Here is a 24,972-nt window from a genome sequence, read left to right as displayed (position 1 = left end):
ACCCAGGGCTGCCGGAGCCGTTGGATCACATTTCGGGGAGCTTTGAACGGGGCGGTTTGACCGCGCGACAGATTGTTACGGCAGGTTCCGCGCAGGCGAAAAAAGCAGCCGGTGCAGGCAATTTGACGGAACAAAATCGCGTTGTTGCCACTCCGTCACAGTTACGAACGATCGACGTTCCCGGCATCGCCGCGAAGCAACCCAATTCACGCCACGTTGTTTCCTGAGTGTCGTAGATGAAAGAACGGGGATGATCATGAAATCGATTTTGCTGGGTGCAGTCGCTCTGCTTGCATTGGCAGCGCCAGCCGCAGCTGCGGACATGCAGGCGCGCACCTACACCAAGGCTCCGGCCTATACACCGCCGCAGGTGATTTATAACTGGACCGGTTTCTACATCGGCGGCCATGTCGGCGGCGCGTTTGCCGGCGACAGCAGCTTTCAGTCCAGCGACGCCCGCTTCCTTGGTGGCGTGCAGGGCGGTTTCGACTACCAGTTCGCGCCCAATTGGGTGGTGGGCATCGAGGCCCAGTATTCCTGGCTGCCGACCAACAACAACGGTGTCACGTTCCCGCTGGGCACGCAGGTGACCTCCAACACCGACCAGCTCGGGTCGGTGACCGGCCGCATCGGCTACACCTGGGGTCCGGCGCTGCTCTACGCCAAGGGCGGTTACGCCTGGCGCAATGGCGGCCTGGGCGTCAACATCGCAGGCGTGCCACAGGGCTTCACCACCACCGGCAACAGCAAGGACGGCTACACCGTCGGCGCCGGCCTCGAATACATGTTCGCGCCGAGCTGGTCGGCCAAGGCCGAGTACCAGTACTATAATTTCGGCAGCACCACCTTTACCTCCGGTCCGGCCGACATCGTCGGCGTTCGCGGCCGGGAGGACGAGCATACCGTCAAGGTCGGTGTGAACTACCGCTTCGGCTGGGGCGGTCCGGCAGCCTCGCGTTATTGACGCTCCACCGCGACCACGCTCTGACAAAGGCCGGCTTCCCGCCGGCCTTTCGTTTGTCAGCATCCCGCCTGCCGGCCCGATCTTTCCTTTGTGTGAACCATCTGGCGCGTCATTTGCAGGAAAACATTCCGGCACGCGCCTTCTCACGCGCGTCATGGGACTTGGATAAAGCAAAAATAATTTTTGCTGCTTACGGAACTCGCGCTCCGGAAAGCGTTATATGAAAGTTATCGGGCTGGTGGGACGACGAACATGCGTATCTTGGTGTCGGCAGTGTTGCTCTCTTGCTTCTCTGGCCTGCCGTGCTCTGCACAGACAATCCTCAAATCCGAGCCTCTGATGCTGGCACCTTATGAGGTGGCCTTCGTCAAGGATGCGTCCTGCCCGTCGGGCAAGGTGCTGAAGGTGACAGGCGCGATCCGCGGGCTGCATCGCCGCAAGGCCTGCGTGCCCATGCCGGGTGAGCAAGCCTCGCTGGCGGCCGCGACGCCCTGATCGCTTCGCGGCTTCCGCCGGCAGACCTCACGAGTTCAGCTCAAGCTCCATCTTCGACTGGCGGTCGGCCTCGGCCTTGTTCCTGGCGGGGTCCTCCCCCTCGGCGACCCGGCAGGGCTTGATCTCGTAATCGTTGTCGAGCACCCGGCGCGACCCGGGACGCTCCTCGTCGGCGCTGACATCCACGACCAGGCCGCTCCGATGCGCCAGTTTCCAGACGTCGGATTCGCTCGGATAGGCTTTGCTGATCTGGGCGTCGTTGCAGAACAAGGCGTAGGGCATTCTTCCCGCTCCAGGAAAGCCCGTTAACGACCTCATGGGCCGGCGGTTCCGGTAGGCGGGCGATCACGGGGCCGTGATCGGAAGGCCGGGCCCTTGAGTCCTTAACGAGTCCTGAATCGCGAAAAAAAGAATCCTTGGGACTCATTTGGCGGAATCAGCGGATGTTTTCGGCCATGACGAGCGACCTGAACACCTCCTGCGGGCACATGCTCCTGCCGCTGACTTTGGCGCTGGTCGGCGCCTGCGCGGCCAATCTTTGGCTGGTGTGGTCCTGGCTGTAAGCCCCTGACGGGGGGCGGCCTACTTTCTGACCGGTGGGCCGGAGGCGTCGCGGATGGCGGCACGCAATCTGGTCAGGGTTTCGGCGCAATATTCCTCGCGTTCGCGCTCGAACCGCTCCTGATGCTTGCGGAAATTGGCGATGCGGGCCTGCATCTCGTTGCGGAAATCGCCGATCGGGCGCGATGGCGGCAGGGGAGCGGGCGGGGGCGGCACCGGGGCTTGCGTCAGCGCGATCTCGACAGCGGCAGCCTCCACGGCAACGATCTCGAGCGCGACGGTCGTGGCAGCCGTTGTCCCATCCGGCTGAAGGACATCATCCTTCCCGCCGGTCACCGATTGGACGAAGGCCAGTGTCTGCGCGATCAGTGCGTCGCGTTCCCTGATCCATGTCATGATCCACCTCAGCAGCCCCCATTCCAGCAAAGCGGCTGCTTCGAATCAAGCAGGTTCGCAAGGGGGTTGCATATTTTTCCCGGTCGCCCGACATAAGGCGGATGGATTCCGGAACAGAACGATCGGACGAAGTGGAAGGCCTGAGGCTCATCCGCGCGTTCCTGTCGCTGCCGCCCGACAAGCGGGCGGAGGCGATCGCGTTCGTAGAGGGATTGGCGCTTGCGCAGGGCCGCCCCGAGAGGGGTACGGAGGCGTCGCCGAGGTGAGCGCTATCGCTCGCGCGGATTGACGTTGGGCTCGAACGGCGCGCCGACCACCCGAACCGGCGTTAGATCCGACGTCCGGGCGGCGTCGATCGTCGCTCTCTCGGCGACCAGCCTTTCGGGCTGCGGTCCAAGCATCGGGTCAAACAGTGTCAATGTGCCGGCCACGGCGCCACAGCACAGCGTCACCGACGCCAGCAGAAACATATTTCGGTTTTCTTCGCTGATGCGCATGGGTCGACAACGGCTGAGGCAAGCCTCGGTTCCGTGCCCGTCTTGACCGCGCCTCATGCGGCAGCAACGGGCCGCGCGAACGCGAACAGCATGGCCGTCATGACGATGCCGGTCACTGCGCCGGCGACGATCCTGGCTGTCTCTTTTCCGGTGGTACGGCGCATGAGACCTGATGAGCAGAGCAGATTCACTCGCCGGCATGTTCGCGACGGTCAATTGGCGGTAAATTGCGTGGTAGCGCCGGAGCTACGACCATAGATTTTGTCCGATGATCACCAATCGTCCTGCCGTGCTCGCCCACCAACGTTTCGTCGCCGACCGCAACAGCTTTGCCGGCCTCGATCTCGCGGCGCGGTTCGAGCGGATCGAGCGGACGAACCTCTGGGGCGCGGCCGGCTCCGTGTCCGGCCTCGGCTCGGAGGACCCTGCCACTGCCGCGATCCGGGACGCGCTTCCTTCGCTGCTGCGGCGGCTCGGCGCGCGCGCGCTGCTCGATGCGCCCTGCGGCGACGCCGGCTGGATCGGCCGCATCGAGCTCGCGCTAAATTACATCGGCATCGACATCGTGCCGTCGCTGATCGAGGCCAACAACGCGCGTGCGGCGCGCGGCGAACTGGCCGGCCGCTTCCTGGTGGCCGATATCACGCGCGATGCACTGCCGCGGACCGATCTGATCCTGTGCCGGGACTGCCTGGTACATCTGAGTTTTCAGAACATCGCCCGCGCTATTGCCCGGTTTCGCCAGAGCGGCGCGCAATTCCTGCTCGTCACGACGTTTCCGGAATTCGAGGACAATTGTGATTGCGAGGACGGCGACTGGCGCGCGCTCAACATGACGAAGGCCCCGTTCGACTGGCCGGCGCCGCGCGAATTGATCGACGAGCGCTGCGAGGAGGGCGATGGCGGCTGGCGCGACAAGAGCCTCGGGCTCTGGCGGCTGGACGAGTTGCCGGATCGCGTCCGCACCGCCACGGATGTGTGACAGAAGCGGGCGGAACGTCGATTGCGTCCCTGATCGTCCCGGCGATAGACTTCAGGTTGTGCCGAGATCTCCCGTCGCATGCCGGAGCCCACCATGAGAGCACGTGCTGTCCTGGCCGCGTTGTCGATCTGGTGCAGCGTGCCGGCGCTGGCACAGCAGGAGGGCGCCGCGCTCTATGCGACGCATTGCGCGCAATGCCACGACGGTGATGCGCAGAGCCGCGTGCCGGGCCGCGGCGCCATGCAGGCGATGTCGTTCGACCATGTGCTGGCGGCGTTGACCTCCGGCAGCATGGCGGCGATGGCAAAGGACCGCAGCGACGCGGAACGCCGCGCGATCGCGTCCTTCGTGACCGGCAAGATCGCGACTGGCGGCGTCGCGGCCGACGCGGAAGGCCGCTGCGCGCAGCAGGTGAACGGCTTTCCGCAATCCCTCGACGGCCCGCGCTGGAACGGATGGGGCGTGGACACCAACAACAGCCGGTACCAGCCCGCCGACATGGCAGGGCTGACGGCGGAGCAGGTGCCGCGCCTGCGGTTGAAATGGGCCTATGCATTCCCCGGCGCCTCGCTGTCGTTTGCGCCGCCGACCATCGTGGGCGGAATCCTGTTCATCGGCGGCACCGATCGCAAGGTGCACGCGCTCGACGCGCGCAGCGGCTGCACGCTGTGGACGCTGGCGATCGATGCGGCGGTGCGCGCCGCGATCAGCTTTGCGCCACTTCCAGGCTCCGACCAGTTCGCGATCTTCTTCGGCGATTTGCGCGCCAACGCCTATGCCGTGAATGCGCTGACCGGCGCGCTGATCTGGAAGACGAAGGTCGAGGAGCATGCCGCCGCGCGCATCACCGGTGCGCCGACGCTGCATGCCGGCGTGCTCTACGTGCCGGTGTCCTCGATCGAGGAAGCCGCCGGCTCGCAGGCCAGTTACGAATGCTGCACCTTCCGCGGCAGCGTGGTGGCGCTGGACGCCGCGACCGGCAAGCTGGTGTGGCAGGCCTATACGATTCCGGAAGTGCCGCACCCGACCGGCAAGAATGCCAGGGGCACGCAGCTGTTCGGTCCGTCCGGCGCTTCGATCTGGTCGGCGCCGACGATCGATGCGAAGCGCGGCGCCGTGTATGTGGCGACCAGCAATTCATATTCGAACCCGCCGGCGGCAACCGCCGACGCGGTCCTCGCTTTCGATCTCGCGACCGGAAAGTTGCTCTGGAAACAGCAGGCCACGCCGAAGGATGCCTTCGTCGTGGCGTGCTTCACTGCGGACAAGTCCAATTGTCCCGAGGATCACGGACCCGATCATGATTTCGGCCAGTCGCCGATCCTGGTGACCTTGCGCGACGGCAGGCGCATGCTCGTCATTGCGCAGAAATCCGGCGTCGTGCACGCGCTCGATCCCGATGACGGTGGCAAGTTCCTGTGGCAGACCCGGATCGGGAAGGGCGGTTCGCTCGGCGGCAGCGAATGGGGCTCGGCCGCGGACGGCGAGCGCATCTATGTCGCCAACTCCGACGTGCGCTTCATGCGTGACGGCACGCGGCGACTCGATTCCACGCAAGGCGGCGGCCTGTTCGGCCTCGACCTCGCGACCGGCAAGATCGCCATGGAAGTGCCGCCGGTCGCTTGCGGCGACCGCCGCCAGTGCAGCCCCGCGCTCTCGGCGGCGGTGAGCCTGATCCCCGGCGTGGTGTTCTCCGGCGGCGTCAGCGGTTTCCTGCGCGCCTATGCCACCGCCGATGGCAAGCTGCTCTGGGAGTTCGACACAGCGCAGGATTTCAAGGCCGTCAACGGCGTCCCCGCCCATGGCGGCGCGATCGACGGCCCCGGGCCCGTCATCGCCGGCGGCATGCTCTACACCAATTCCGGCTACGGCCAATGGAGCGGCGTCGCCGGCAACGTGCTGCTGGCGTTCGAAGTCGGGACGGAGTGAGGCTCGTCACCGAGGGCACGGCAGGACCAGCACCATCGTCGCCGGTTGCCCGACGACGCTCTCGACCGCGTCCGCGATCTGCGTGCTATATTCCGCACTGATGACGGCCGCCATGTACTCGCTGCGCGCATAGGCAATCACGACACCGCCGGACAATTCCGTGCAACGAAACCCTTGAAGGTATGTGTCGTATGCCTGCGCCCCCAGGCTGAAGTTGAGCTTGGCTTGGACGGCGAGATCCTCGTCGGCAGTTAAAACAATCATGCATGCTCCGAATCCAGCCCATTGAGATACGGAGCGAGGAGCGAGGCGTTGTGCATGAGGCCATGCTGAAATGGGACGGAACGAAACGCCCGAACGTTAAGGATTGCATTCAATGATCGAAGCCAGATGCAGCTGCGGTGCGCTTTCGCTGTCGCTGCCGGGACCATCGCAGCTCGTCGTCGCCTGTCATTGCCTCGACTGCCAGCGACGAACCGGCGCGCCGTTCGGCGTCGGTGCGTTCTACCCGGTGGAGGCAGTGACGATCTCAGGAACGCCGAATCCGTACGTCCGGACAGCCGCGAGCGGCGGCAAGGTCCGCAGCTATTTTTGTCCCGACTGCGGCTCGACGGTCTATTGGCAGGCCGACAATCTGCCCGCGATGATCGGCGTTGCCGTCGGCGCGATCGCCGATCCCGATTTTCCACCGCCGGTCAGGTCGGTGTTCGAGCAGTCGAAACATGGCTGGGTGGAGATCGAAGGTGCCGAACACTTCCAGCAAGGCAGCGTTCGCGCGGAGGTCTGAGCGTCAGTTGCTGGTGCCGGCTGAGGGGATTGAACCCCCGACCTTCGGTTTACAGAACCACTTTGCGGTACGTGCACCGTGATGCTTTCAAGCTTAGCGCCTCCGGCATCGGCAGCCGTTGGGAAGCTCTTGAGTGCGGTTGCTCACAGATGGCTCGATTGCCTCATGGCACTGATGTCCAACTCTCAAAAGGGGACGGCAATGAGCCACGACTGGACGATTCGGTGGAAGGGCCTGATCTTTGCTGGCCACGGCGTGATGCTTGCACTTGTCGTGAACAAATTTGTTTTCGACGGACCAGATTGGAGCAAGTTCTTCGTGATGCTCTTCCTTGCGGTCGTCTTCGGCGCGATCGGCCATCGCATTGGACGGAAGAAAATGCGCGATAATTTTTGACGTATGCGCTTTATCTCGGCAATCTTCACGGTAAGGCGGTGAGCATGCACCCTTGCCGCCCGACCATTGGGCGCCACACTCTAGGCCGCTGGATGCGCGCGAAGGGCGTTCCCAAGTGGGAGGTGCAAGGCCAGCTCGGCCACGGCAAAGGCGTCACCGAGCTGTATGCGGAGTTCGACCCCGCAGTCCCAGAAACAGGCTACTGCCGCCATTGAAGCATTCTGGCAGAAGGCTGCAGCGTGCGGGGGACAGTTTCGCCGACTATCTGGATAATGACTGGTAAGTTCTTGATTTCCGGCGACGAATGGTGCCGGCTGAGGGGATTGAACCCCCGACCTTCGGTTTACAAAACCGCTGCTCTACCGCTGAGCTAAGCCGGCGACGCCTTGAGGCGGGCAGGACCGGCATGGGCCGGCTGTCCACCCGTTGCGCGCCGCAATACCAGACTTGATCGGAAAGTGCCAGAACCGGAAAGGCGGTCGCCGCCGACATGAATCAGGCGGCCCGGAGGCCGCCTGATTGCTCGCATCGATTTGGATCGGCTTACTGGCAGATGTGCCGGCGGCCGTCTTCGCCCTTGAACCAGGTGCCGGGCGTGCAGACGAAGCCGTTACGCTGGGCGTAGGTGCGGGTGTCCCAGCCACGATTGTCCCAGCCGCGGTTGTCCCACGAATTGTTCCAGCTGTTGTCGGAAGCGTAGGAATTGTCCCAGGCGCGGAACGGCGCTGAGGCAATCGCGCCAGCGGTGCCGATCGCGGCGCCGGCTACGCCGGCCGCGACGTCGGTCGGCCAGAAGCTGGTGCGGCTCCTGTTCCAGTCGTTATTCCAGTCGCCATTGGTCTGACGATAGGACGCGCGGCGATGGCGGTATCCACTATCGGTGTAGGGATTGCCGGGGCCGAGGTTCTGGCAATTGGCATTGGGGAATTGGGCGCTGCAACGGCCCGGTTCATTGATGACCGCTTGCGCGTTGGCCGCGCCTGCCAGCATGGTCACTGCAATCGCCGTCGCTCCGAGAAGCTTGATGTTCATGATTGTTTGTCTCCCAAATTCTTGACGATGGCTAAACGCTGGCGGCGCCGGACGTTCCGCGAAGACTGACGATTTCGAGAGTCGGATGGTCACACCGATGTGAGCACGGTGCGGTTCCACCCTGGCTCGGACGCGCGCCGTTAACGCTTCACTGATAGGCTTGGCGGCATTTGAACGCCGCGCAATCCCTACACATTAGGCTTACCGGAAATTGGTGAGCGCGCCTTAACCCTCTTGTCGCCGCGGTCGGGTAGGTTGCCGGCGCATAACCGGGGTCCCCTGATGCGTGCTGTGGCGCTCGCTGCCTTTCTGATCGGACTGCCCGCGACGGCGTTTGCCGGCAGCGGCTTCGATATCGTCGTTCCCGGCCGGCCCGGCGTGCCGATCATCATCAACAATATCGACGCGTCCTATGCCGTGGTCGAGGGTGTCTGGGGCCTGGGCAAGAACCAGCAGGTGCAGCCCACGATCTATGGCGGACGCTATGTCCCCGAGCGGCAGCCGGCCGACGTCGGCCATTATTATCCGACGATGGGCCTGCGGCCCGGCTACGGCCGGCTCGAGGTCGAGCCGCCCACGAACCGCAAATTGCCGAAGCCCGCCGAGAGCTATTACCAGAGCTGGGGCGCGCAATCGGCGCCGCTGCCGGCGCAGATGAATGCGCCGGTCGACGCACCGCCGGTGATCCTCGCGCCCGAGATCAACGATCGTCCGCGGCCACCGCGCCCGCGGCCGCATGTCCAGGTGCCCGGCAGGCCGCCGGGTTAAGAAACGTCAAAATCCAACAAACGGAAATCAACAGGAGAGAGTAATGCGTCAGATGATTTCGGGACTGGTCGCGGCAGCTGCCGCGATGTTCGTCGCCACGGCACCCGCCGCGGCGTGCGGCTTCAATCCTTGCCAGCCGGTCGCACCGGTGTATTCCGGCTGCAACACCGGTTGCGGCGGCTACGGCTATGGTGCGGGTTATGGTTACGGTGCCGGCTACGGCTATGGCGCCTATGAGCGTCTCGCCGAGCCGACCACGCAATATTATCACGTCAACCAGGGCCCGACCTATACCGGCCCGGGCGCCTTCGCGCCGTATCCGACCTACCGTGAAGATGCGGTCGTCGCGCCCGCCAATTACGGCTACGGCTATGGCCGTGGTTACGGTTATGGAAACGGCTACGGCTATCGTGGCGCGGCGATTGTCGCTCCGGGCGCCTATCCCTACCGTCGGCCGTACTATCGCCCGTATCGCTACGGCTACGGTCCGCGCCACGGCTATCTGCCCCGCACGCATTACGGCTACGGCCCGCGCTATGGCTATGCCCACCGCGCCGCGCCGTACTACGGCGGCCATCGCGCGATGCGCCGCTATCACTGATCTCTGATCGGTCGAGCTGACGAGACGCCCGTTCGCGCGATGCGGACGGGCGTTTTGCTTTTTCGAATTACCGCTTCATCAGCCCCAGCCGGCTCGCGCCGACATAGAGCGAGAGCGCGGCGGCGTTCGACACGTTGAGGCTCTTGATCTCGCCGGGCATGTCGAGCCGCGCCACGACGCTGCAGGTCTCGCGGGTCAATTGCCTGAGGCCTTTGCCTTCGGCCCCCAACACCAGTGCCAGCGGCTCGCGCAGCGCGACCTCCGAGAGATCCTCGCTGCCTTCGCTGTCGAGGCCAACGGTCTGGAAGCCGGTCTCGTTCAGCGTGGTCAGGGCGCGCGCGAGGTTCTGCACGGTGATAACAGGCACCAGCTCCAGCGCGCCCGAGGCGGCCTTGGCGAGCACCCCGGTCGCTTCGGGACTGTGGCGCGCGGTGGTGACGATCGCTTTCACCGCGAAGGCTGCGGCCGAGCGCAGGATGGCGCCGACATTGTGGGGATCGGTGATCTGGTCGAGCACCAGCACCATGCCTTCCTGCGCCAGGTCCTCGATGTCGGGCGAGGGCAGGGGATCGGCCTCGGCGAGCAGGCCCTGGTGCACGGCGTCCGGCGAGAGCAGGCGGTCGATCTCCTGGGGACGGACGATTTCGGGGGCGACGCGGGTTGCGATGTTCTCGTCGGCGAGCCGCTTGGCTGCATTCTCGGTCAGCGTCAGCTTGCGGATCTGCCGCGCCGGATTGGCCAGCGCCAGGGTGACGGTGTGCCAGCCATAGAGGATGACCGGCCCGTCGGGGTGCGAATCGCGGTCGCGCCAGGCCGGCCGGCCGCCCGATTTCCCGGTTCTGTTGAAGGGCTTAGCCCCGCCGCGGGGGCCCCTGGGGGTGAATTTCTTGTCCTTCATGGGCTCGCTTGTGTCACGGGTCCCGGAATATGGCAATTTGGGTGGCTTCGGCGGCGATTTTAGCTGTTCGCCTCGGTTGACTTTACCCCACCGCTTCGCCGATAACCGCGCCCGGTCGCGCCCCCATCCGGGCTGTCGCGGCCTTCACGTTCCATGGCCGTCTTCGGTCGCCGGCAAGGTCCGGCCCGATTGTGCTGCCGTCGAGCGGGGGAGTGTCCCGAGTGGCAAAGGGAGCTGACTGTAAATCAGCCGCCTCATGGCTTCGCAGGTTCGAGTCCTGCCTCCCCCACCATCCTGCTTCGCGCTGACGCGCTTCGCAGGATTTGCAGCCTCCAGCTGCGCGAAGCAGGATGCCCTCCGAAGCCTTGGCGAAGGAGGGCGGCATCCATGCATTATGTCTATCTTCTGGAAAGCGAAGTGTTCGTCGGCCAGCGCTACATCGGCCTGACGACGGATCTTAGGCAGCGCCTGCGGGATCACAACGCAGGAAAATCGTCGCATACATCCAAATACGGACCGTGGCGCCTGGTCACGTACGTGGCCTTTTCAGATATTGAGAAAGCACGAGCTTTGGAGCGCTACCTGAAATCTGGTTCAGGTCACGCTTTTGCGAAGAAGCGACTTTGGTAGTCGATGGCGACAGATCGTCCCGTTTCTTTTGCTCCCCTCTACTTCCCATGCTCTTCCCGCTCGTGGATCACGTTCGCGCGCCCGACCAGGAGATCGTCGATCATGCCGACGCGTTTGCTGTCCTTGCCGGCATAGGGCATCGCATGAAGCACGTAGCGCATGGCGTTGAGGCGGGCGCGCTTCTTGTCGTCGGACTTGATGACGATCCACGGGCAGTCCGCCGTATCGGTGTGGAAGAACATGGATTCCTTGGCGCGGGTGTAATCGTCCCATTTGTCGAGCGAGGCGAGGTCGATCGGTGACAGCTTCCACTGCTTCAGCGGATGGCCTTCACGCTCCCTGAAGCGCCGGCGCTGCTCCTCGCGGCTGACCGAGAACCAGAACTTGATGAGGTGCAGGCCGCTGCGCGCGAGATTGCGTTCGAACTCGGGGACCTGACGCAGGAATTCGTCGTACTCTCCAGGCGAGCAGAAGCTCATCACGCGCTCGACGCCGGCCCGGTTGTACCAGCTGCGGTCGAACAGCACGATCTCGCCGGCGGTCGGCAGATGCTGCACGTAGCGCTGGAAGTACCACTGGCCGCGCTCGACCTCGCTCGGCTTTTCCAGGGCCACGACACGCGCGCCACGCGGATTGAGATGTTCCATGAAGCGCTTGATCGCGCCGCCCTTGCCCGCGGCGTCGCGGCCTTCGAACAACAGGACGACGCGCTGCCGGCTTTCCTTCATCCAGTTCTGCAATTTCAGCAGCTCGGTCTGAAGGACGAACTTCTGCTCCTCGTAGTCGCGGCGATACATTCGCGACTTGTAGGGGTAACCGCCCAGCCGCCAATCGTCGGCCAATTCGTCGCTGGTGGTGCGCCTTGCACGCTTGGCTTCCTTGCCGGCCAGCAGCGCCTGAAGACGCTCGGCATCATCAGGCGCCGCGCCGGTCAGAATGGCCTGAACCGGCTCGCTGTCCGGCGAAAGGGCGGGCGGCCCCTTCAGCACGCTGTCGAGCGCCGCCATCTCGGTTTGCAGCGCGGCCGAGGAAGACTGCTCGGCAAAAGACCTTTCGACCGCCGTCAGCTCGATCGCGCGCGTCCGCGCGCTTGCCGACTTGACCTGCGCTGCCGGTTTGCCGGGGGCCTTCTGGCGGCGCGCTTGCGGGGACTTCCTGGAAAGAGGTGCCATTCGCCTTGCTCGTCCTGATGCACGGGAATCCTCTTCTAGTGCGGAAACCCGATCGCGCGATTTGACGTGGATCAAGCGGCAAGCATCTCCCGCACCATCGGCACCACCTTGCGCCCGTAGAGCTCGATGCTCTTCATCAGCTTCTCGTGCGGCAGGGGCCCGGCCGAATATTTCAGCTGAAACCGCGAAATGCCGAGCGTCTTCGCCGTCCTGGCGATCTTGCGTGCCACCGTCTCCGGCGAGCCGGCATAGAGCGAGCCGTGCTCGACCTCGTTGACGAACTCGTCGCGGCCCATCGGCGGCCAGCCGCGCTCCTTGCCGATGCGGTCGCGCATCGCCTTGTAGTCGGGCCAGAGCTCCTCGCGCGCTTCTTCATCCGTCTCGGCGACATAGCCGGGCGAGTGCACGCCGATCGGCTGCGCGGTGCGGCCGAATTCCTTGGCGGCGCGGTGATGCAGATCGACGAAGGGCGCAAAGCGCGCGGGATCGCCGCCGATGATGGCGAGCATCAGGGGCAAATCGTAATGCGCGGCGCGCACCACCGATTGCGGGCTGCCGCCGACGCCGATCCAGGTCTTGAGCGTGCCGTGCTCGACCGGCGGATAGACCAACTGATCCCGCAGCGGCGGACGCAGCTTGCCCTCCCAGCTCACCGGCTTCTGCGGCAGGAGCGCGGCGAACAGGTCGAGCTTCTCTTCGAACAGCTCTTCGTATTTGCGCAGGTCGAAGCCGAACAGCGGAAAGGACTCGGTGAACGAGCCGCGGCCGAGGATCACTTCCGCGCGTCCGTTCGAGAGGGCATCCAGCGTGGCAAAGCGCTGGAACACGCGGATGGGATCGTCCGAAGACAGCACCGTCACGGCCGAGCCGAGATGGATGCGCTTGGTTCGCGCTGCGATCGCCGCGAGCACGGTCTCCGGCGAGGAGATCGCAAAATCGGCGCGGTGATGCTCGCCGAGGCCGATGAAGTCGAGGCCGAGCTCGTCGGCCAGCACGGCTTCGTCGACGACGTTGCGGATCACCTGCGCGTGCGGAAGCATGGCGCCGGCGGCGTCCTTCGTCACGTCGCCAAAGGTGTCCAGTCCGAATTGAAGCGGTGCGGTCATCGATCAGATCTCTGCGGGGAGGGATTGTCGAGATCTAATGGGTGGTTGCCGGGCGACAAGGCTGCATTCCGGAAATGCTCGGTTTCCGTTTGTGAGGTCTATCGCGCGATCCGCACCACCATCTTGCCGAGTGCTGCTCGCGTCTGCATCGTCTTGAACGCCTCGCGAAAATCTTCGAGCGCGAAGACGCGGCCGACCGCGGGCTTCAGCTTGCCGTCGGCGAGCCAGCCGATCAGCTCCGACATCAGACGCTTCTGAACGTCGGGCTCGCGGGTGGCTATCTGCGCGAGGTCGACGCCGAGCAGGGCGCCGCCCTTGAGAAGCGGCAGATTGAACGGCAATGCGGGAATGGCGCCGGCGGCAAAGCCGACCACGAGATGGCGTCCGCGCCAGGCGATGGACCGAAACGCCTGCACCGAAATTTCGCCGCCGACGGGATCGAAGATCACGTCGGCGCCGCGTCCGTCGGTCAACTCCTTGAGCGTGTCGCGCCAGCCGGTCTGCGTGTAGTCGATCACCGCGTCGGCACCGTGCGCCCGCGCAAAATCGCGCTTCTCCGGTGTCGATGCGGCCGCGATCACGCGGGCGCCGAGCAGCTTGCCGATCTGCACCGCCGCGGTTCCGGTGCCGCCGGCCGCACCCAGCACCAGCAGCTGCTCGCCGGCGACCAGCGAGGCGCGCGCGCTCAGCGCATAGAGGGCGGTGAGATAGTTGGCACGAAACGAGGCGGCGACTTCGGCCGCGACGCCGTCGGGCAGGCGATGGAGCGCTTCGGGTCTGACGACGATCTCCTCGGCCAGCGCGCCCGACCGCGTCATTCCCATCACGCGCATACCGGCTTGATAGCCGCCGGGTGCGCCGGGCGCGTCCGTCACCATGCCCGCGAATTCCGTGCCGGGAATGAAGGGCAGGGGATCTTTGGTCTGGTAGCGTCCCTCGATCTTCAGGCCGTCGACGAAGCCGATCCCGGCGGCCTCGACCTTGATGCGCAACTGCCCGGGCTCTACGCGCGGGGACGGAATGTCCTTCAGTTCGATCTGATCGATGGGCGCGTATTGCTCGACGACGACGGCTTTCATTCCGGACCTCTGTTGTTCCAGTTATCCTGACAGGTCCTGCGACGAGCCTCTTGCGTCTACCGCCACATCCCGCGCATCCGCGCCCCGATGTCGACCTTCGGGCCCTGTGCCGCGGTGCGGGCAGCGCCAGCGCCGGCCTTCGGCCAGGCGGTGCGCTCGAACAAATAGACCAGCTGCTCCGGGATGAAGCGCGTGCGCGAGGCGTAGACGTGGCGGTCGCCCTTGGCGGCCTGGCCGTGGGTGAAGAAGCGCTGGGGCACGACGAGGTGCAGATCGTCCTTGGCGCGCGTCATCGCGACATAGAGCAGGCGGCGCTCCTCTTCGAGCTCCGCGGAGGTGCCGGCGCCGAGATCGGACGGCATGCAGCCGTCGACGACGTTGAGCACGAACACCGATTTCCACTCCTGGCCCTTGGCGGAGTGGATGGTGGAGAGGATCAGATAGTCCTCGTCGCGCAGCGGTGGCCCGGATTTGTCGCTGGTCGCATCCGGCGGGTCGAGGGTGAGCTCGGTCAAAAACTTTTCGCGGCTGGCATAGCCGCTCGCGATCTGCTCGAGCTGCATCAGATCGGCGCGGCGCGTCTCGGACTCCTCGTGGAGGCGATCGAGATGCGGCTCGTACCACAGCCGCACGCGTTCGAGATCGACCGGCCATTCCGAGTAACGCAGATTCTCGACGGTGCGGACGAAGTCGGTCCAGTCGGCGCCGGTGCGTGCCGGCACCGGAAGCTGGCCGAGCACGGCAAGCGGGTCGGTGCTCTCCGCCATCTGGTCGAGCACGCGCTGCGCGGTCGCGGGCCCGATGCCCGGCAACAGATGCAGGATGCGGAAACCGGCGACGCGGTCGCGCGGATTCTCGGCAAAGCGCAGCAGCGCCAGCACGTCCTTGACGTGCGCGGCATCGAGGAATTTCAGCCCGCCGAACTTCACGAACGGAATGTTGCGGCGGGTCAGCTCGATCTCGAGCGGGCCGGAATGCGAGGAGGTCCGGAACAGCACGGCCTGGTGCTTGAGCAGCGCGCCTTGCTCGCGGTTCGCCAGCACCTCCTCGACGATGTAGCGCGCCTGATCGGCCTCGTTATGCACGGTGACGAGCTGCGGCTTGTGCGAGGCGGCTCGGTCGGTCCAGAGGTTCTTGGTGAAGCGTTCGCGCGCGAGCCCGATGACGCCATTGGCCGCCGCCAGCACGGTCTGCGTCGAGCGGTAGTTGCGGTCGAGCGTGATCATCTCCGCGCGCGGCGAGAAGCTCTGCGGAAAGTCCAGGATGTTGCGGACCGTGGCGGCGCGGAACGAATAGATCGACTGCGCATCGTCGCCGACCACGGTGAGCCCACGGCCGTCGGGCTTGAGCGCCAGGAGGATCGAGGATTGCAGGCGGTTGGTGTCCTGGTATTCGTCGACCAGCACGTGATCGAAGCGGCCGCCGATCTCCTCGGCGATCAGCGCATCGCTCATCATCTGCGACCAATAGAGCAACAGATCGTCGTAATCGAGCACGTGCTGGGCCTGCTTGGCCTCGACGTAAGCCGCGAACAGTCCCTTCAACTCGGCAGCCCAGCCCGCACACCAGGGATAGTGGAGCCCGAGCACCTTCTCGATCTCCAACTCGGCATTGACGCAGCGCGAGTAGATCGACAGGCAGGTGCCCTTGGCGGGGAAACGACTTTCGGTCTTCGACAGGCCGCGCTCGTGCCGGACCAGGTTCATCAGGTCTGCGGAATCCTCGCGGTCGTGGATGGTGAAGGCGGGATCGACGCCGATCCGTTCGGCATATTCGCGCAACAGGCGCGCGCCGATGCCGTGGAAGGTGCCGGCCCAGGTGAGAGCATCGCGCATGATCGCGGCGTTGTTCTCCCCTAACACCTTGCGGGCGATACGCTCGACCCGGCCGGCCATCTCCGCCGCGGCGCGGCGTGAGAACGTCATCAGCAGGATGCGGCGCGGATCGGCGCCGGCGACGATCAGATGCGCGACGCGATGCGCCAGCGTGTTGGTCTTGCCGGAGCCGGCGCCGGCAATGACCAGCAGGGGGGCGCCCACGGTCGCACCATCGGCCACGCCATGCTCGACGGCGCGGCGCTGCTCCGCATTGAGCGTGTCCAGATATGTCGCCACGAATCGCCCCGGTGAAAGGGCGAGAGTCGGCTATTGCCGCGCGAATCGCAATGCGGCTGGACGAAACTCGATTTAACACCTAGGGAAAAGAAGGTCCAAGGTTCCAGCCCGAAAAGCGCACAGCCGGCATGACCGACCCCAAGTTCGAGCCCAAGGCCGAGCCAAAGCCCGAGCAGTTCGAGATGCGGCGGCTGGAGTCGCTCAGCAACACCATCTTTGGCGTCGCCATGACGCTGTTGGCCTATGACCTGCCGAAGGCGGCTGTGTTTACCGGCGCCCCCGACTGGAACGATCTCGCCCGGGTCTATTCGGGCAAGCTGATCGGTTTCGCGCTCAGCTTCATCATTGCCGGCGTATTCTGGATCAGCCATCACCGGCGGCTGGCGCGTCAGCCGGTGGGCAGCCGCGGTGCGGTGATGCTCAATCTGTTTTTCCTGCTCTCGATCGTGCTGCTGCCGGTTACCAACGGCCTCTACACCAACTATCCCCTAAGCAGCGCGGTGGCGGTGCTCTATGGCCTGCATCTGAGCGCGATCGCCGGCCTCAACGCCTGGCTATGGTGGAGGATATTGGGCGGCTGGAGCCATGAGATCATGGCCTCGCTGTTTCCGCTGCTCGTGTTCATTCCAGGCACGATCGTGGCGGCCTTTGCGCCGCACGCCGCGCCCTTCCTGTGGTTCATCGCCTTCGGCGGCCTCCTGATCCAGCGCTTCTACGGTGCGCGGACCGGGCCGGGCGCGTGAGGCTGAGCCTCACCCGGACGTCGCGCCGAACCCATCGGCCGGCACGTAAAGCTTGACCGGGCGGATTTCGTAGACCGCACTCGGGTTGACCGCACGCAGCTTTCGCGCCGCCGCGATCGCCTCTTCTTCGGTGGCGCATTCCATCAAATGGAAGCCCAGAAGCTGCTCCTTGGTCTCTGCAAACGGGCCGTCCAGCACCATCCCCGGGCCGGGGCCGCGCAAGGTGCGGGCCTTCCGGGTCTCGTCCAGCCGAGCGGCCGGCCCGAACTGCCCGCTGGCCCGCAAGGGGGCCTGAACTTCGATGACCTTGGCGACGACCGCGGCGTCCTGCTCTGGCGTCCAGGACAGGATTTCGTCTTCCACATGGTAGGCCAGGATGGCGTACAGCATCGTCACCTCGTTGTCTTTCTGCACCGATCTCAAAGGACGTAGCACCGCAGGCGATGCCGACAATCCCCGCACATAAAATATTGCGTTGCCTTGCCGCGACGAAACCGTCCTGAAACCCGATTGCGCACCCGCCGTATGAACGCCGCCGGAAGTGGTCGCGACTGATGACCACAACAACAAGATTTCTGCTGGAGGCGGCAATGTCGAGTCATATCAAGATCATCTGCGACGCACGTCGGGCCGGACAATCTCAGGCGGCCGATCTGCACGACCAAAGCGGCCATCACCGCTATTACGGCAGCTCGGCCGAGAATGGCGGCGAGCGCATCGTCGAAAGCCGGCGCGGCAAGCGCCCGCGCGCGCTCGGTGTTTGCGGCTTCTGAAGCCTCGCGACCGATGACCGATATGGACGTCCTTCAAATATCGATCGCGGCGATGCCGTTCCTGCTCGCGCTGACGAGCCGCACGGGCAGGGCAATCGTGCCGTGCCTGCTGACGAGCATTGTCACGGTGCTGCTCGGCGCGGAGCCTCACCGCGCAGTCGTGGCCTGGTGCGTCGGCCTGCTGATCGCCGCCGTCGCGCTGCGCGAGCGGCTTCGCACGGGCTGACCTGGTTTTCCGATCCCAGGCATCTCAAGAAAAAGGCGCGGCGGGGAAGCCCCGTCGCGCCCGATTTCTTGCTCGCTGGTCCAGGGCTGAGAGCGCCCCGATGCCAGGCCCTTATTCAGAGCTTAGCGGGCGATCCCAGCGAGGTGACAGCGCTTGGTAAAAGACACTGGATCACCTCCTTTCGTTGGTTGCGGAAGACCTCAATATAGGCCGCATCGGCGCCGCTGTTAAGAGGCGGCGGCTCCGGAGGAACCGGGGCGGGTCGCAAGGCCGGGGAGACGCTGGAAAGCGACCTCCTGAGCAGTTGAGACCGCCGCCCGGCCGTGTTAGGGAGCCGGTAACGCGGGTGTAGCTCAATGGTAGAGCAGCAGCCTTCCAAGCTGAATACGAGGGTTCGATTCCCTTCACCCGCTCCAGTAATTTCAATGGCTTGCACCAGCCTCCCATTTTCCGTTCGGACAAGCACGCTGTTGCTCACTCGGACAATTGTCCGCCTTTCGTTCGCACCGCTCGCCTCTTCTTCGTCCCGGTCGTTATCTGCTTGGTGGTTCGTTTGACGTACTTGGGTAGCACCTTGACCGTGGTGTGCCGGCTCTGCGCCAGGATCTCACGATCGGTTAGCTCTGCGTCGCCGGTCTCCGTAAGTCCGCCGTGTCGGAAAGAGGTGAACGACAGCTCGTCGTGCAAGTTAGCGCGCCGAACGACCTCCTTAACCTTTCGACTCAGGTGTGTGAAATCTGGCATGTCGGGTTTCGGCCACGTGGGCCACGGCAGGCGTCCCCCCCAGTCGCGGACCAGCATCAACCCGCCAATCCGCTCCTGCTTTATAGCGTCGAGCTCGATCATCAGTTCGGGATAGAGGGCCATCCCGTCGTCGTCGAAGAGCGGCACCCAGCCTTCGGCGCGAGTCTTTTCATCTATGACTCGAACCATATCTGGCTTGTCTTTCGGTGTGTAATGCGACACGTCGAAGGTTGCAAAGATATCGGTTTCGCGTTGAAGCCACTCCCATCCGATCAACGCGGCGGTCGCTAGGGAGGAAAGGCCCATGCTGAGCGCCGAGCTTGTCGACGTTCTTAATCAGTTCGGCGTTCAGTCGCTCTGTACGGACAATTGCCTGGCGCGCGTTGTCGTGCGCGAGAAAGCCGAAGATAGCGAGGGCCCGTGCCCCGTCGACACCCAATGGCGATAGGTACTCTCGTCATAAGGCTGACCATTGTCCTCGTTGACCACGAACTCGGGTGGTACCTTATCCAGTTGAAGCCGAAGCTTGAGTTCCTTTATCGTGCACGCGAGGCATTTAGTCGTGCGCTGAGTTGTGGCGCCTCCTTGATGTCGACAAGCTCACCAGTCTTGCTCTGCCGAAACGCGTGCCGGCCCTCGACGTCGCTCTCATTGCGCATAACACCGACGCCCGCATCGTGAATGGACGCGAGGTCGGAAGTTGCTGCCCTCCGGTAAGAGAACAGCGCCTCCGCAGTAGTGGGTTTAGCCATGTAGTGGTCTAGTGACTCGAACCCCCGACCCCTGGCCTACGTCGGTCCGGTTGGATGTTTCATTGTAAGCCGTTGATCTGCAATGAATGGATTTTGGCTTAGTTGGAAAAATGTCCTTGAGAATAGGATGTCTCTTGATCAGCGGGTCCCAGGTTCGAGCCCTGGTGCGCCCACCACCCTAGACTCTAGGCGGTACAGGTCGATGACCCACCTGGAATCCATGCCGCCGACGACCCGGTCGGCTGAACCAGGAGGTCGTGCGTACAGCTGATTCCAGGGGCGCCATAACTATTTGTAGTTCGGGGTTTCCCGTCGCTGAGATGAACGCGGACGCGAAGAGACGGGATCACCGAGCAATTCCGAGAGCAGGCTTGTCAGAGCTGCAGCATCTGATGCGCCCAGCCTGTCCAGGATGTCCCGCTCGATGGACGAGATCTGCGGACCGATGTCCTCGAACTGCGTTGCTCCTTTGCGCGAGAGGAAGATGAGGACCCTGCGTCGGTCGTTCGGATCAGGGCCGCGATAGACCTCGGCCGCTTCGACCATCCTGTCGATGATCTTCGTGAGTGTCGGGCCATCGACAAACAGTCGGATGGCCAGCTCTCCCATCGGCAGTCCATTCCGTTCAGTCAGCGCCTCAAGCACGCGATACTGGTAAAGAGATGTTCCGCTTGGCTTGAGTTTCGCCTCGAGCGCCTGCTCGAGTCGGCGGTTCACGCCTCGGATGAGGTCGGGCAGCTGCACTTTGTTGGCCTTAACGAGATTATTTGATATTTCAATATTTGCCTTGGAATATAAAGTCGGACAAGTGGAAAACGCAGTCATTCCAGATTGCCCAATGAAGGGGCTGATTTGGCGACCGGCGCCGGAAAAAAAGGCAACCCTCCGGCCGAACTGAGCGCTTTCACTGCAAACCGGCCGTGCCGGGGCCCGGTTTGCCGCTGGCACGATTCGTGAGTGGTGTGTCCGAAAGTGCGGAGGCACCACTGTTGCGCAGTATTCGAATTTGCCTGCTCATACCGCGGAGTGGAGCAGCGGGGCTCTGGGCCCCGTCTGCCGAGGCCTGCGGTCGCTTGGCTATCGATGAAATCAACCGGATTTCCGGTATCCTGCGCCGTCCGGTTGAACTGCGCATCGTGAACGCCGGAGAGACCGGCGCCACCGCGGGCCGGGCCGCGCGCGACGCCATCGAAATTGACGGCGCCGACGGCATCGTTGGAATGCTGCCCAGTTTCGCGCGCGACTCCGTGGCGCGCGCAGCCCGCGGCCGCGTTCCTTTCATATACACGCCGCAGTTCGAGGGCCACTCTACGCTTGACGTCATGGCGACCGGAGAAACCGCCGAAGAGCTTCTGGTACCGGCGATCCAATGGCTTTCGGAAGAAAAGCGGGCGCGCCGCTATTTCCTGTGCGGCAACGACTACGTATGGCCGCGTGCATCCCACCATATCGCGCGCGCATTGATCGCCCGCTTTGGTGGAACCGTGACTGGCGAGTATTATCTACCCGTCGGCCAGCATGATTTCGACGAGATACTGGACCGGATCAAGGTCACGCGTTCGGACGTCGTTCTTCCTTATTTCCTCGGCAGCGACTGCATCGCATTCAATCGGGCCTTCTGCGCGGCGGGACTGAGTTCGCGCGTGCTGCGCTTTTCCTCGGCCATCGACGAGACCGTTGCGTACGGACTCGACGTGAACGAGACCGAAAACATCTACGCGACCTCCAGCTACTATGCGTCGATCCGCTCGCGCAACAATGGCGCGTTCCTGGAGCGTTACCATACGGCATTCGGCGATAGCCCCCCGCCCGTGAATGCCTTCGGTCAATCCTGCTACGAGGGCATTCATTCGCTCGCGGCCCTGATCGAGGAAGCCGCTTGCCTGGATGCGCGCCAGTTGACGCGGCTTTACGGCCGAACCTTCCAGCAGCGCACAGCGCGAGGCGATCAAGCACGATCCGTGGTCGGGGGACGGCACCCCATCCATCTCGCCCAAATCGACGGGTACGATTTCTCGATCATCTCGGGTCGATAAATTGCTTGCTTTTTCAAATATTGTATTATTAATATTTTCCATATCAAGAACACATGGGGACGTCTATGTCTTTCTCTCGTCGCCGCTTCCTGCGGCACTCGGCCCTCGCTACGACGACATTGATCGCGGCACCCGCGGTTTTCCGCTCCGGTGCGTATGGCGCCGAGAGCCCGATTGTCATCGGCAGTCTGCACGATCAGTCTGGTCCGATCGCGGCCTCCGGCACGCCAATGGTCTACGCACTGCAACTTGCCGTGGATGAACTCAATGCCGGTGGCGGATTGCTCGGCCGGCCATTGAAGGTGATCCATTACGACACCCAGTCGAACATCCAGATGTATTCGCAGTTCGCCCAGCAGCTTGCGGTGAAGGACAAGGTCGACGTCGTTCACGGCGGCATCACCTCGGCGTCGCGCGAAGCGGTGCGTCCGACCTTCGATCGCTTCAAGGTGCTATACTTCTACAACGTGCTCTACGAAGGCGGCGTTTGCGATCGCAACACTTTCTGTACCGGCACGACGCCGGCGCAGACCGTGGAGAAGCTGGTTCCGAGCGCGATGAAGAAGTCCGGCAAGAAGGCCTACATCATCGCTGCCGACTACAATTACGGTCAGATCACCGCGAAGTGGATGACCAAATACGTCAAGGACAATGGTGGAGAGGTGCTCTCGACCGACTTCTTCCCGCTCGACGTCACCAATTTCGGCACGACCATCTCGAAGATCCAGGCGGCGAAGCCCGACATCATCCTGTCGGCGCTCGTCGGCGGAAACCACACCGCCTTCTACCGTCAATGGACCTCGGCCGGCATGAAGGGGAAGATTCCGATCGCGTCGACCACCTTCGGCCTCGTCAACGAGCCGAGCACGCTCGATGCCGCCGAGAGCGATTCCATTCTCGGCGCCTACGGATATTTCGAGGAGCTCACCACGCCGGCCTCGAAGAGTTTCGTCGAGAAGATCAAGAAGGCGCATCCGGACACGCCCTACATCAGCGAACTCGCCGCCTGCACATACGAGGGTGTCATGCTCTGGGCGGCGGGCGTCAAGAAGGCCGCCAGCATCGATCGCATGAAAGTCATTGCGGCGCTGGAGGACTCCGTCGCGTTCGATGGCCCGAGCGGCAAGGTTTCGCTCGACAAGGCGACACATCACACCACGCGCAACGCGTTCCTCGCGGAAGTGAAGGACCGGAAATGGTCGGTGTTGGAGAGCTACTCCGACGTCAAGCCGGCTGATACCGCGAGCGTGTGCGACCTCGTCAAGAACCCGAACGATACCAAGCAGTACATCATCAATCTCTGACGTGGACCTGGCCCCGCCCACGGGCGGGGCCATTGCATCGACGGCCCGAAAGAATCTGAAGAATGGCGATCTACTTAATCGTCGCGCTCGACGTCCTGAACGGAATATCCTCGCTGTTCCTGCTGTGTCTCGGGCTGGCGATCATCTTCGGCATGATGAAGATCATCAATCTCGCACATGGCGAGTTCATCATGCTCGGTGCTTACGCGACGGTCATTTCGGCCAATGCCGGCGTCAACATCTGGATCGCGATGCTGGTGGTCGCGCCGCTCTTTGTCGGTCTCGTCGGCCTGGTCATCGAGCGATGTCTCATCCGCTTCCTCTATGGACGTCTCGTCGATTCGATGCTGGCGACATGGGGTCTGAGCCTCCTGATCATCGGCATCATCACGACGATCTATGGCAACACCCAGCAGGGCGTGCCGACGCCGCTCGGCGGATTTTCGATCGGATCCTATCAATCGAGCTATTATACGCTGTTCCTGGCCGGCATGGCGATCGTGATGATGGCGTTGGTCTACGGCATCATGAGCTTCACCCGCCTCGGCCTGATTGCCCGCGCGACGATGCAGAATCCGGCGATGGCGGCCACGCTCGGCGTCAATCCGGCGCGAGTCTATATGTGCACGTTCGCCGTGGGCGCGGCGGTCACGGGTCTCGCCGGCGGCCTGCTGGCGCCGGTGTCCGGCATCACTCCCGGCATGGGCGGCGCCTATGTCGCGAAAGCCTTCATGACCGTGGTCGGCGGCGGCGCCGCCATCCTGTCGGGCACGATGTCGGCGGCGAGCCTGTTCGGCGCGGTCAATCAGATCGGCGCGTATTTCACGACGCCGGTCTATGGCGAAGTCCTCGTGTTCACTGCGGCGATCGTCCTCATCCGGCTGCTTCCGCAAGGTATCTCCGGCCGCTTCTTCAAGGGGAATTTGTAATGCCCTTCCGCTTTCGCCTCGCGGCCCAGGCGGTAGCCGTCGTTCTCGCGATTGTCGCGATCGCGGTGATTCCGAGCACGATCGAGTTGTTCGCGATGATGCAGCTGACGCTGTTCGCCTCGATGGCGGTGTTGGCGCTCAGTCTTGCCTTCATCTGGGGTTTCGGCGGCATTCTGTCGTTTGGGCAGACGGCTTTCTTCGGCCTCGGCGGCTATGCCTACGCGATCGCCGCGATCAACTTCCAGGATTCGACGCCGTCGATCCTGCTCGCCATAGTCGTTCCCGCGGCATTTGCCGCGATTCTCGGCTATTTCATCTTCTTCGGCCGCATCTCCGACGTCTATCTCGGCGTCATCACGCTGACCGTCACCTTGATCCTGTTCAACTGCGTCAACTCGACCTCCGGCGACGAGTACAGGATCGGCAAGGCGCTGCTTGGCGGATTCAACGGCATGCCGGCGGTGCCGACATTCAACGTGCCGTTCTACCCGGATCAGGTGCTCTCGCCGGAACAGTCCTGGTGGGTGACGGGTGGAGCGTTGTTGGGAACGTTCCTGTTGCTGCGTCTCGTGCTGTCTCTTCCGGCCGGCCGCATCGTGGTGGCCGTGCGCGAAAATGAAGTCCGAGCATCCTTGCTCGGCTATGACCCGCGCAAGGTCAAGCTGCTCACATTCATTCTGAGCGGCGCGATCGCTGGACTGGCCGGCGCGCTCTACGTCAACTGGGGCGCGTTCGTCGGGCCGACCATCTTCAGTTTGTCGCTGTCGGCCGAGATCATCATCTGGATCACGGTAGGCGGTCTCGGGACCTTGCTCGGACCGATCGTCGGCTGCGTCCTGATCGAATACATCGTTGCCTATATCGGCTCGCAGCAGGCGATGAATTCGAACCTCGTGCTCGGTGCCGTGCTGATCGTGTTCGTGCTGCTGCTGCCCAAGGGCCTGGTGCCGACGGCGCGCGATCTGCTGATGCGGCTCGTGCCGGCGCCGAAGCCGAAGCTCGCGGACGAGCAGGTGCCGCCATCGGCGGCGGCCTCGCACATGGCCGGAGCGGAGTAA

Annotated in this window: 30 protein-coding genes and 3 tRNA genes; 19 read left to right on the top strand and 14 right to left on the bottom strand. The window is 63.7% G+C overall.

The features are described from left to right. The first annotated feature begins 256 nt into the window (after positions 1-256). Together CIT39_RS21805 and CIT39_RS21800 are read left to right on the top strand one after the other, a co-directional pair. Complete coding sequence (locus CIT39_RS21805; RefSeq protein ID WP_162308610.1) at positions 257-964, top strand: outer membrane protein; 708 nt, start codon at positions 257-259, stop codon at positions 962-964. Positions 965-1,216: 252 nt separating this feature from the next. Next, positions 1,217-1,459 carry a DUF6719 family protein gene (locus CIT39_RS21800; RefSeq protein WP_094972081.1) on the top strand — a complete coding sequence of 81 codons (243 nt, stop codon included), beginning with the start codon at positions 1,217-1,219 and terminating at the stop codon, positions 1,457-1,459. Between the two features lie 27 nt (positions 1,460-1,486). Here CIT39_RS21800 and CIT39_RS21795 read toward each other — a convergent pair whose 3' ends face one another. The 3 genes from CIT39_RS21795 to CIT39_RS21785 form a co-directional block, all read right to left on the bottom strand. Further along, a complete protein-coding gene (locus CIT39_RS21795) occupies positions 1,487-1,741 on the bottom strand; it encodes a hypothetical protein (RefSeq protein ID WP_094972080.1) in 255 nt (84 codons plus the stop codon). 300 nt (positions 1,742-2,041) lie between these two features. Further along, positions 2,042-2,416: a hypothetical protein gene (locus CIT39_RS21790; protein WP_094972079.1), complete on the bottom strand. Its 375-nt coding sequence runs from the start codon at positions 2,414-2,416 to the stop codon at positions 2,042-2,044. A 269-nt stretch (positions 2,417-2,685) separates the two neighbouring features. Continuing rightward, a complete protein-coding gene (locus CIT39_RS21785; RefSeq protein ID WP_244607425.1) occupies positions 2,686-2,913 on the bottom strand; it encodes a hypothetical protein in 228 nt (75 codons plus the stop codon). Between the two features lie 268 nt (positions 2,914-3,181). Between CIT39_RS21785 and CIT39_RS21780 the strand changes: the two genes are divergently transcribed. Together CIT39_RS21780 and CIT39_RS21775 are read left to right on the top strand one after the other, a co-directional pair. Then, complete coding sequence (locus CIT39_RS21780) at positions 3,182-3,895, top strand: class I SAM-dependent methyltransferase (protein WP_094972078.1); 714 nt, start codon at positions 3,182-3,184, stop codon at positions 3,893-3,895. Positions 3,896-3,988: 93 nt separating this feature from the next. After that, complete coding sequence (locus CIT39_RS21775; RefSeq protein WP_094972503.1) at positions 3,989-5,824, top strand: outer membrane protein assembly factor BamB family protein; 1,836 nt, start codon at positions 3,989-3,991, stop codon at positions 5,822-5,824. Positions 5,825-5,830: 6 nt separating this feature from the next. Here CIT39_RS21775 and CIT39_RS21770 read toward each other — a convergent pair whose 3' ends face one another. Further along, entirely contained in the window at positions 5,831-6,088 is a 258-nt protein-coding gene (locus CIT39_RS21770) for a hypothetical protein (protein WP_094972077.1), read from the bottom strand. Between the two features lie 112 nt (positions 6,089-6,200). Between CIT39_RS21770 and CIT39_RS21765 the strand changes: the two genes are divergently transcribed. Together CIT39_RS21765 and CIT39_RS21760 are read left to right on the top strand one after the other, a co-directional pair. Continuing rightward, on the top strand, positions 6,201-6,611 hold the full coding sequence (locus tag CIT39_RS21765) for a GFA family protein (RefSeq protein WP_094972076.1): 411 nt from the start codon (positions 6,201-6,203) through the stop codon (positions 6,609-6,611). A 165-nt stretch (positions 6,612-6,776) separates the two neighbouring features. Further along, positions 6,777-7,007 (top strand): hypothetical protein, encoded by a 231-nt coding sequence (locus CIT39_RS21760; RefSeq protein ID WP_094972075.1) that lies wholly within the window; start codon positions 6,777-6,779, stop codon positions 7,005-7,007. A 305-nt stretch (positions 7,008-7,312) separates the two neighbouring features. On the opposite strand, the gene CIT39_RS21755 is transcribed toward CIT39_RS21760, so the two are convergent. Both CIT39_RS21755 and CIT39_RS21750 read right to left on the bottom strand, forming a co-directional pair. Beyond that, positions 7,313-7,387 (bottom strand) — tRNA-Thr (locus CIT39_RS21755). Positions 7,388-7,550: 163 nt separating this feature from the next. After that, on the bottom strand, positions 7,551-8,039 hold the full coding sequence (locus CIT39_RS21750; protein ID WP_094972074.1) for a hypothetical protein: 489 nt from the start codon (positions 8,037-8,039) through the stop codon (positions 7,551-7,553). Positions 8,040-8,321: 282 nt separating this feature from the next. Here CIT39_RS21750 and CIT39_RS21745 point away from each other — a divergent pair, with 282 nt between their 5' ends. Both CIT39_RS21745 and CIT39_RS21740 read left to right on the top strand, forming a co-directional pair. Next, positions 8,322-8,807: a hypothetical protein gene (locus CIT39_RS21745; protein WP_094972073.1), complete on the top strand. Its 486-nt coding sequence runs from the start codon at positions 8,322-8,324 to the stop codon at positions 8,805-8,807. A 43-nt stretch (positions 8,808-8,850) separates the two neighbouring features. Further along, the gene (locus tag CIT39_RS21740; protein ID WP_094972072.1) at positions 8,851-9,408 is read left to right on the top strand and encodes a hypothetical protein; all 558 of its coding nucleotides are present in this window, start codon (positions 8,851-8,853) and stop codon (positions 9,406-9,408) included. Positions 9,409-9,475: 67 nt separating this feature from the next. Here the strand turns inward: CIT39_RS21740 and rlmB are convergent, their stop codons facing one another. Further along, positions 9,476-10,306, bottom strand: a complete 831-nt coding sequence (gene rlmB, locus CIT39_RS21735) for a 23S rRNA (guanosine(2251)-2'-O)-methyltransferase RlmB (RefSeq protein ID WP_162308609.1) — start codon at positions 10,304-10,306, stop codon at positions 9,476-9,478. A 206-nt stretch (positions 10,307-10,512) separates the two neighbouring features. Between rlmB and CIT39_RS21730 the strand changes: the two genes are divergently transcribed. Beyond that, positions 10,513-10,598, top strand: a tRNA-Tyr gene (locus tag CIT39_RS21730). Between the two features lie 95 nt (positions 10,599-10,693). Next, positions 10,694-10,936, top strand: a complete 243-nt coding sequence (locus CIT39_RS21725; RefSeq protein ID WP_094972070.1) for a GIY-YIG nuclease family protein — start codon at positions 10,694-10,696, stop codon at positions 10,934-10,936. A gap of 38 nt (positions 10,937-10,974) precedes the next feature. On the opposite strand, the gene ppk2 is transcribed toward CIT39_RS21725, so the two are convergent. From ppk2 to CIT39_RS21705, 4 genes are all read right to left on the bottom strand, one after another. Continuing rightward, the gene (gene ppk2, locus CIT39_RS21720; protein WP_244607630.1) at positions 10,975-11,943 is read right to left on the bottom strand and encodes a polyphosphate kinase 2; all 969 of its coding nucleotides are present in this window, start codon (positions 11,941-11,943) and stop codon (positions 10,975-10,977) included. A gap of 236 nt (positions 11,944-12,179) precedes the next feature. Next, on the bottom strand, positions 12,180-13,214 hold the full coding sequence (locus CIT39_RS21715; protein WP_094972068.1) for an LLM class flavin-dependent oxidoreductase: 1,035 nt from the start codon (positions 13,212-13,214) through the stop codon (positions 12,180-12,182). Positions 13,215-13,312: 98 nt separating this feature from the next. After that, on the bottom strand, positions 13,313-14,293 hold the full coding sequence (locus tag CIT39_RS21710) for an NADPH:quinone oxidoreductase family protein (RefSeq protein ID WP_094972067.1): 981 nt from the start codon (positions 14,291-14,293) through the stop codon (positions 13,313-13,315). 56 nt (positions 14,294-14,349) lie between these two features. Beyond that, the gene (locus CIT39_RS21705; protein ID WP_094972066.1) at positions 14,350-16,407 is read right to left on the bottom strand and encodes an ATP-dependent helicase; all 2,058 of its coding nucleotides are present in this window, start codon (positions 16,405-16,407) and stop codon (positions 14,350-14,352) included. Between the two features lie 128 nt (positions 16,408-16,535). Here CIT39_RS21705 and CIT39_RS21700 point away from each other — a divergent pair, with 128 nt between their 5' ends. Further along, positions 16,536-17,150, top strand: a complete 615-nt coding sequence (locus CIT39_RS21700) for a TMEM175 family protein (protein WP_094972065.1) — start codon at positions 16,536-16,538, stop codon at positions 17,148-17,150. Positions 17,151-17,159: 9 nt separating this feature from the next. On the opposite strand, the gene CIT39_RS21695 is transcribed toward CIT39_RS21700, so the two are convergent. Next, the gene (locus tag CIT39_RS21695; protein ID WP_162308608.1) at positions 17,160-17,540 is read right to left on the bottom strand and encodes a YciI family protein; all 381 of its coding nucleotides are present in this window, start codon (positions 17,538-17,540) and stop codon (positions 17,160-17,162) included. A gap of 200 nt (positions 17,541-17,740) precedes the next feature. Here CIT39_RS21695 and CIT39_RS21690 point away from each other — a divergent pair, with 200 nt between their 5' ends. From CIT39_RS21690 to CIT39_RS21680, 3 genes are all read left to right on the top strand, one after another. After that, entirely contained in the window at positions 17,741-17,923 is a 183-nt protein-coding gene (locus tag CIT39_RS21690; RefSeq protein ID WP_181955108.1) for a hypothetical protein, read from the top strand. Between the two features lie 22 nt (positions 17,924-17,945). Beyond that, a complete protein-coding gene (locus CIT39_RS21685) occupies positions 17,946-18,149 on the top strand; it encodes a hypothetical protein (RefSeq protein ID WP_094972502.1) in 204 nt (67 codons plus the stop codon). Between the two features lie 342 nt (positions 18,150-18,491). Then, a tRNA-Gly gene (locus CIT39_RS21680) sits at positions 18,492-18,565 on the top strand. A 58-nt stretch (positions 18,566-18,623) separates the two neighbouring features. Here CIT39_RS21680 and CIT39_RS21675 read toward each other — a convergent pair. Continuing rightward, positions 18,624-19,199 carry a site-specific integrase gene (locus tag CIT39_RS21675; RefSeq protein ID WP_094972062.1) on the bottom strand — a complete coding sequence of 192 codons (576 nt, stop codon included), beginning with the start codon at positions 19,197-19,199 and terminating at the stop codon, positions 18,624-18,626. On the opposite strand from CIT39_RS21675, the gene CIT39_RS21670 reads away from it, so the two are divergent. Next, a complete protein-coding gene (locus CIT39_RS21670) occupies positions 19,198-19,341 on the top strand; it encodes a hypothetical protein (protein ID WP_334273001.1) in 144 nt (47 codons plus the stop codon). The genes CIT39_RS21675 and CIT39_RS21670 overlap by 2 nt on opposite strands. 592 nt (positions 19,342-19,933) lie before the next feature. Here CIT39_RS21670 and CIT39_RS21665 read toward each other — a convergent pair. Next, positions 19,934-20,470 (bottom strand): MarR family winged helix-turn-helix transcriptional regulator, encoded by a 537-nt coding sequence (locus CIT39_RS21665; RefSeq protein WP_244607424.1) that lies wholly within the window; start codon positions 20,468-20,470, stop codon positions 19,934-19,936. A 164-nt stretch (positions 20,471-20,634) separates the two neighbouring features. On the opposite strand from CIT39_RS21665, the gene CIT39_RS21660 reads away from it, so the two are divergent. The 4 genes from CIT39_RS21660 (at position 20,635) to CIT39_RS21645 (ending at position 24,972) form a co-directional block, all read left to right on the top strand. Continuing rightward, a complete protein-coding gene (locus CIT39_RS21660; protein WP_094972501.1) occupies positions 20,635-21,681 on the top strand; it encodes a substrate-binding domain-containing protein in 1,047 nt (348 codons plus the stop codon). Between the two features lie 65 nt (positions 21,682-21,746). After that, positions 21,747-22,985 (top strand): urea ABC transporter substrate-binding protein, encoded by a 1,239-nt coding sequence (locus CIT39_RS21655; protein WP_094972059.1) that lies wholly within the window; start codon positions 21,747-21,749, stop codon positions 22,983-22,985. A gap of 62 nt (positions 22,986-23,047) precedes the next feature. Beyond that, the gene (locus tag CIT39_RS21650) at positions 23,048-23,914 is read left to right on the top strand and encodes a branched-chain amino acid ABC transporter permease (protein WP_094972058.1); all 867 of its coding nucleotides are present in this window, start codon (positions 23,048-23,050) and stop codon (positions 23,912-23,914) included. Then, positions 23,914-24,972 carry a branched-chain amino acid ABC transporter permease gene (locus CIT39_RS21645; protein WP_094972057.1) on the top strand — a complete coding sequence of 353 codons (1,059 nt, stop codon included), beginning with the start codon at positions 23,914-23,916 and terminating at the stop codon, positions 24,970-24,972. Before CIT39_RS21650 ends, CIT39_RS21645 begins: the two co-directional genes overlap by 1 nt.

It is taken from the genome of Bradyrhizobium symbiodeficiens (genome assembly GCF_002266465.3).
GTDB classification, from domain to species: domain Bacteria; phylum Pseudomonadota; class Alphaproteobacteria; order Rhizobiales; family Xanthobacteraceae; genus Bradyrhizobium; species Bradyrhizobium symbiodeficiens.
The sequence above is the reverse complement of the archived record's forward strand: the minus strand, read 5'-3'. Positions and strand labels throughout refer to the sequence as shown.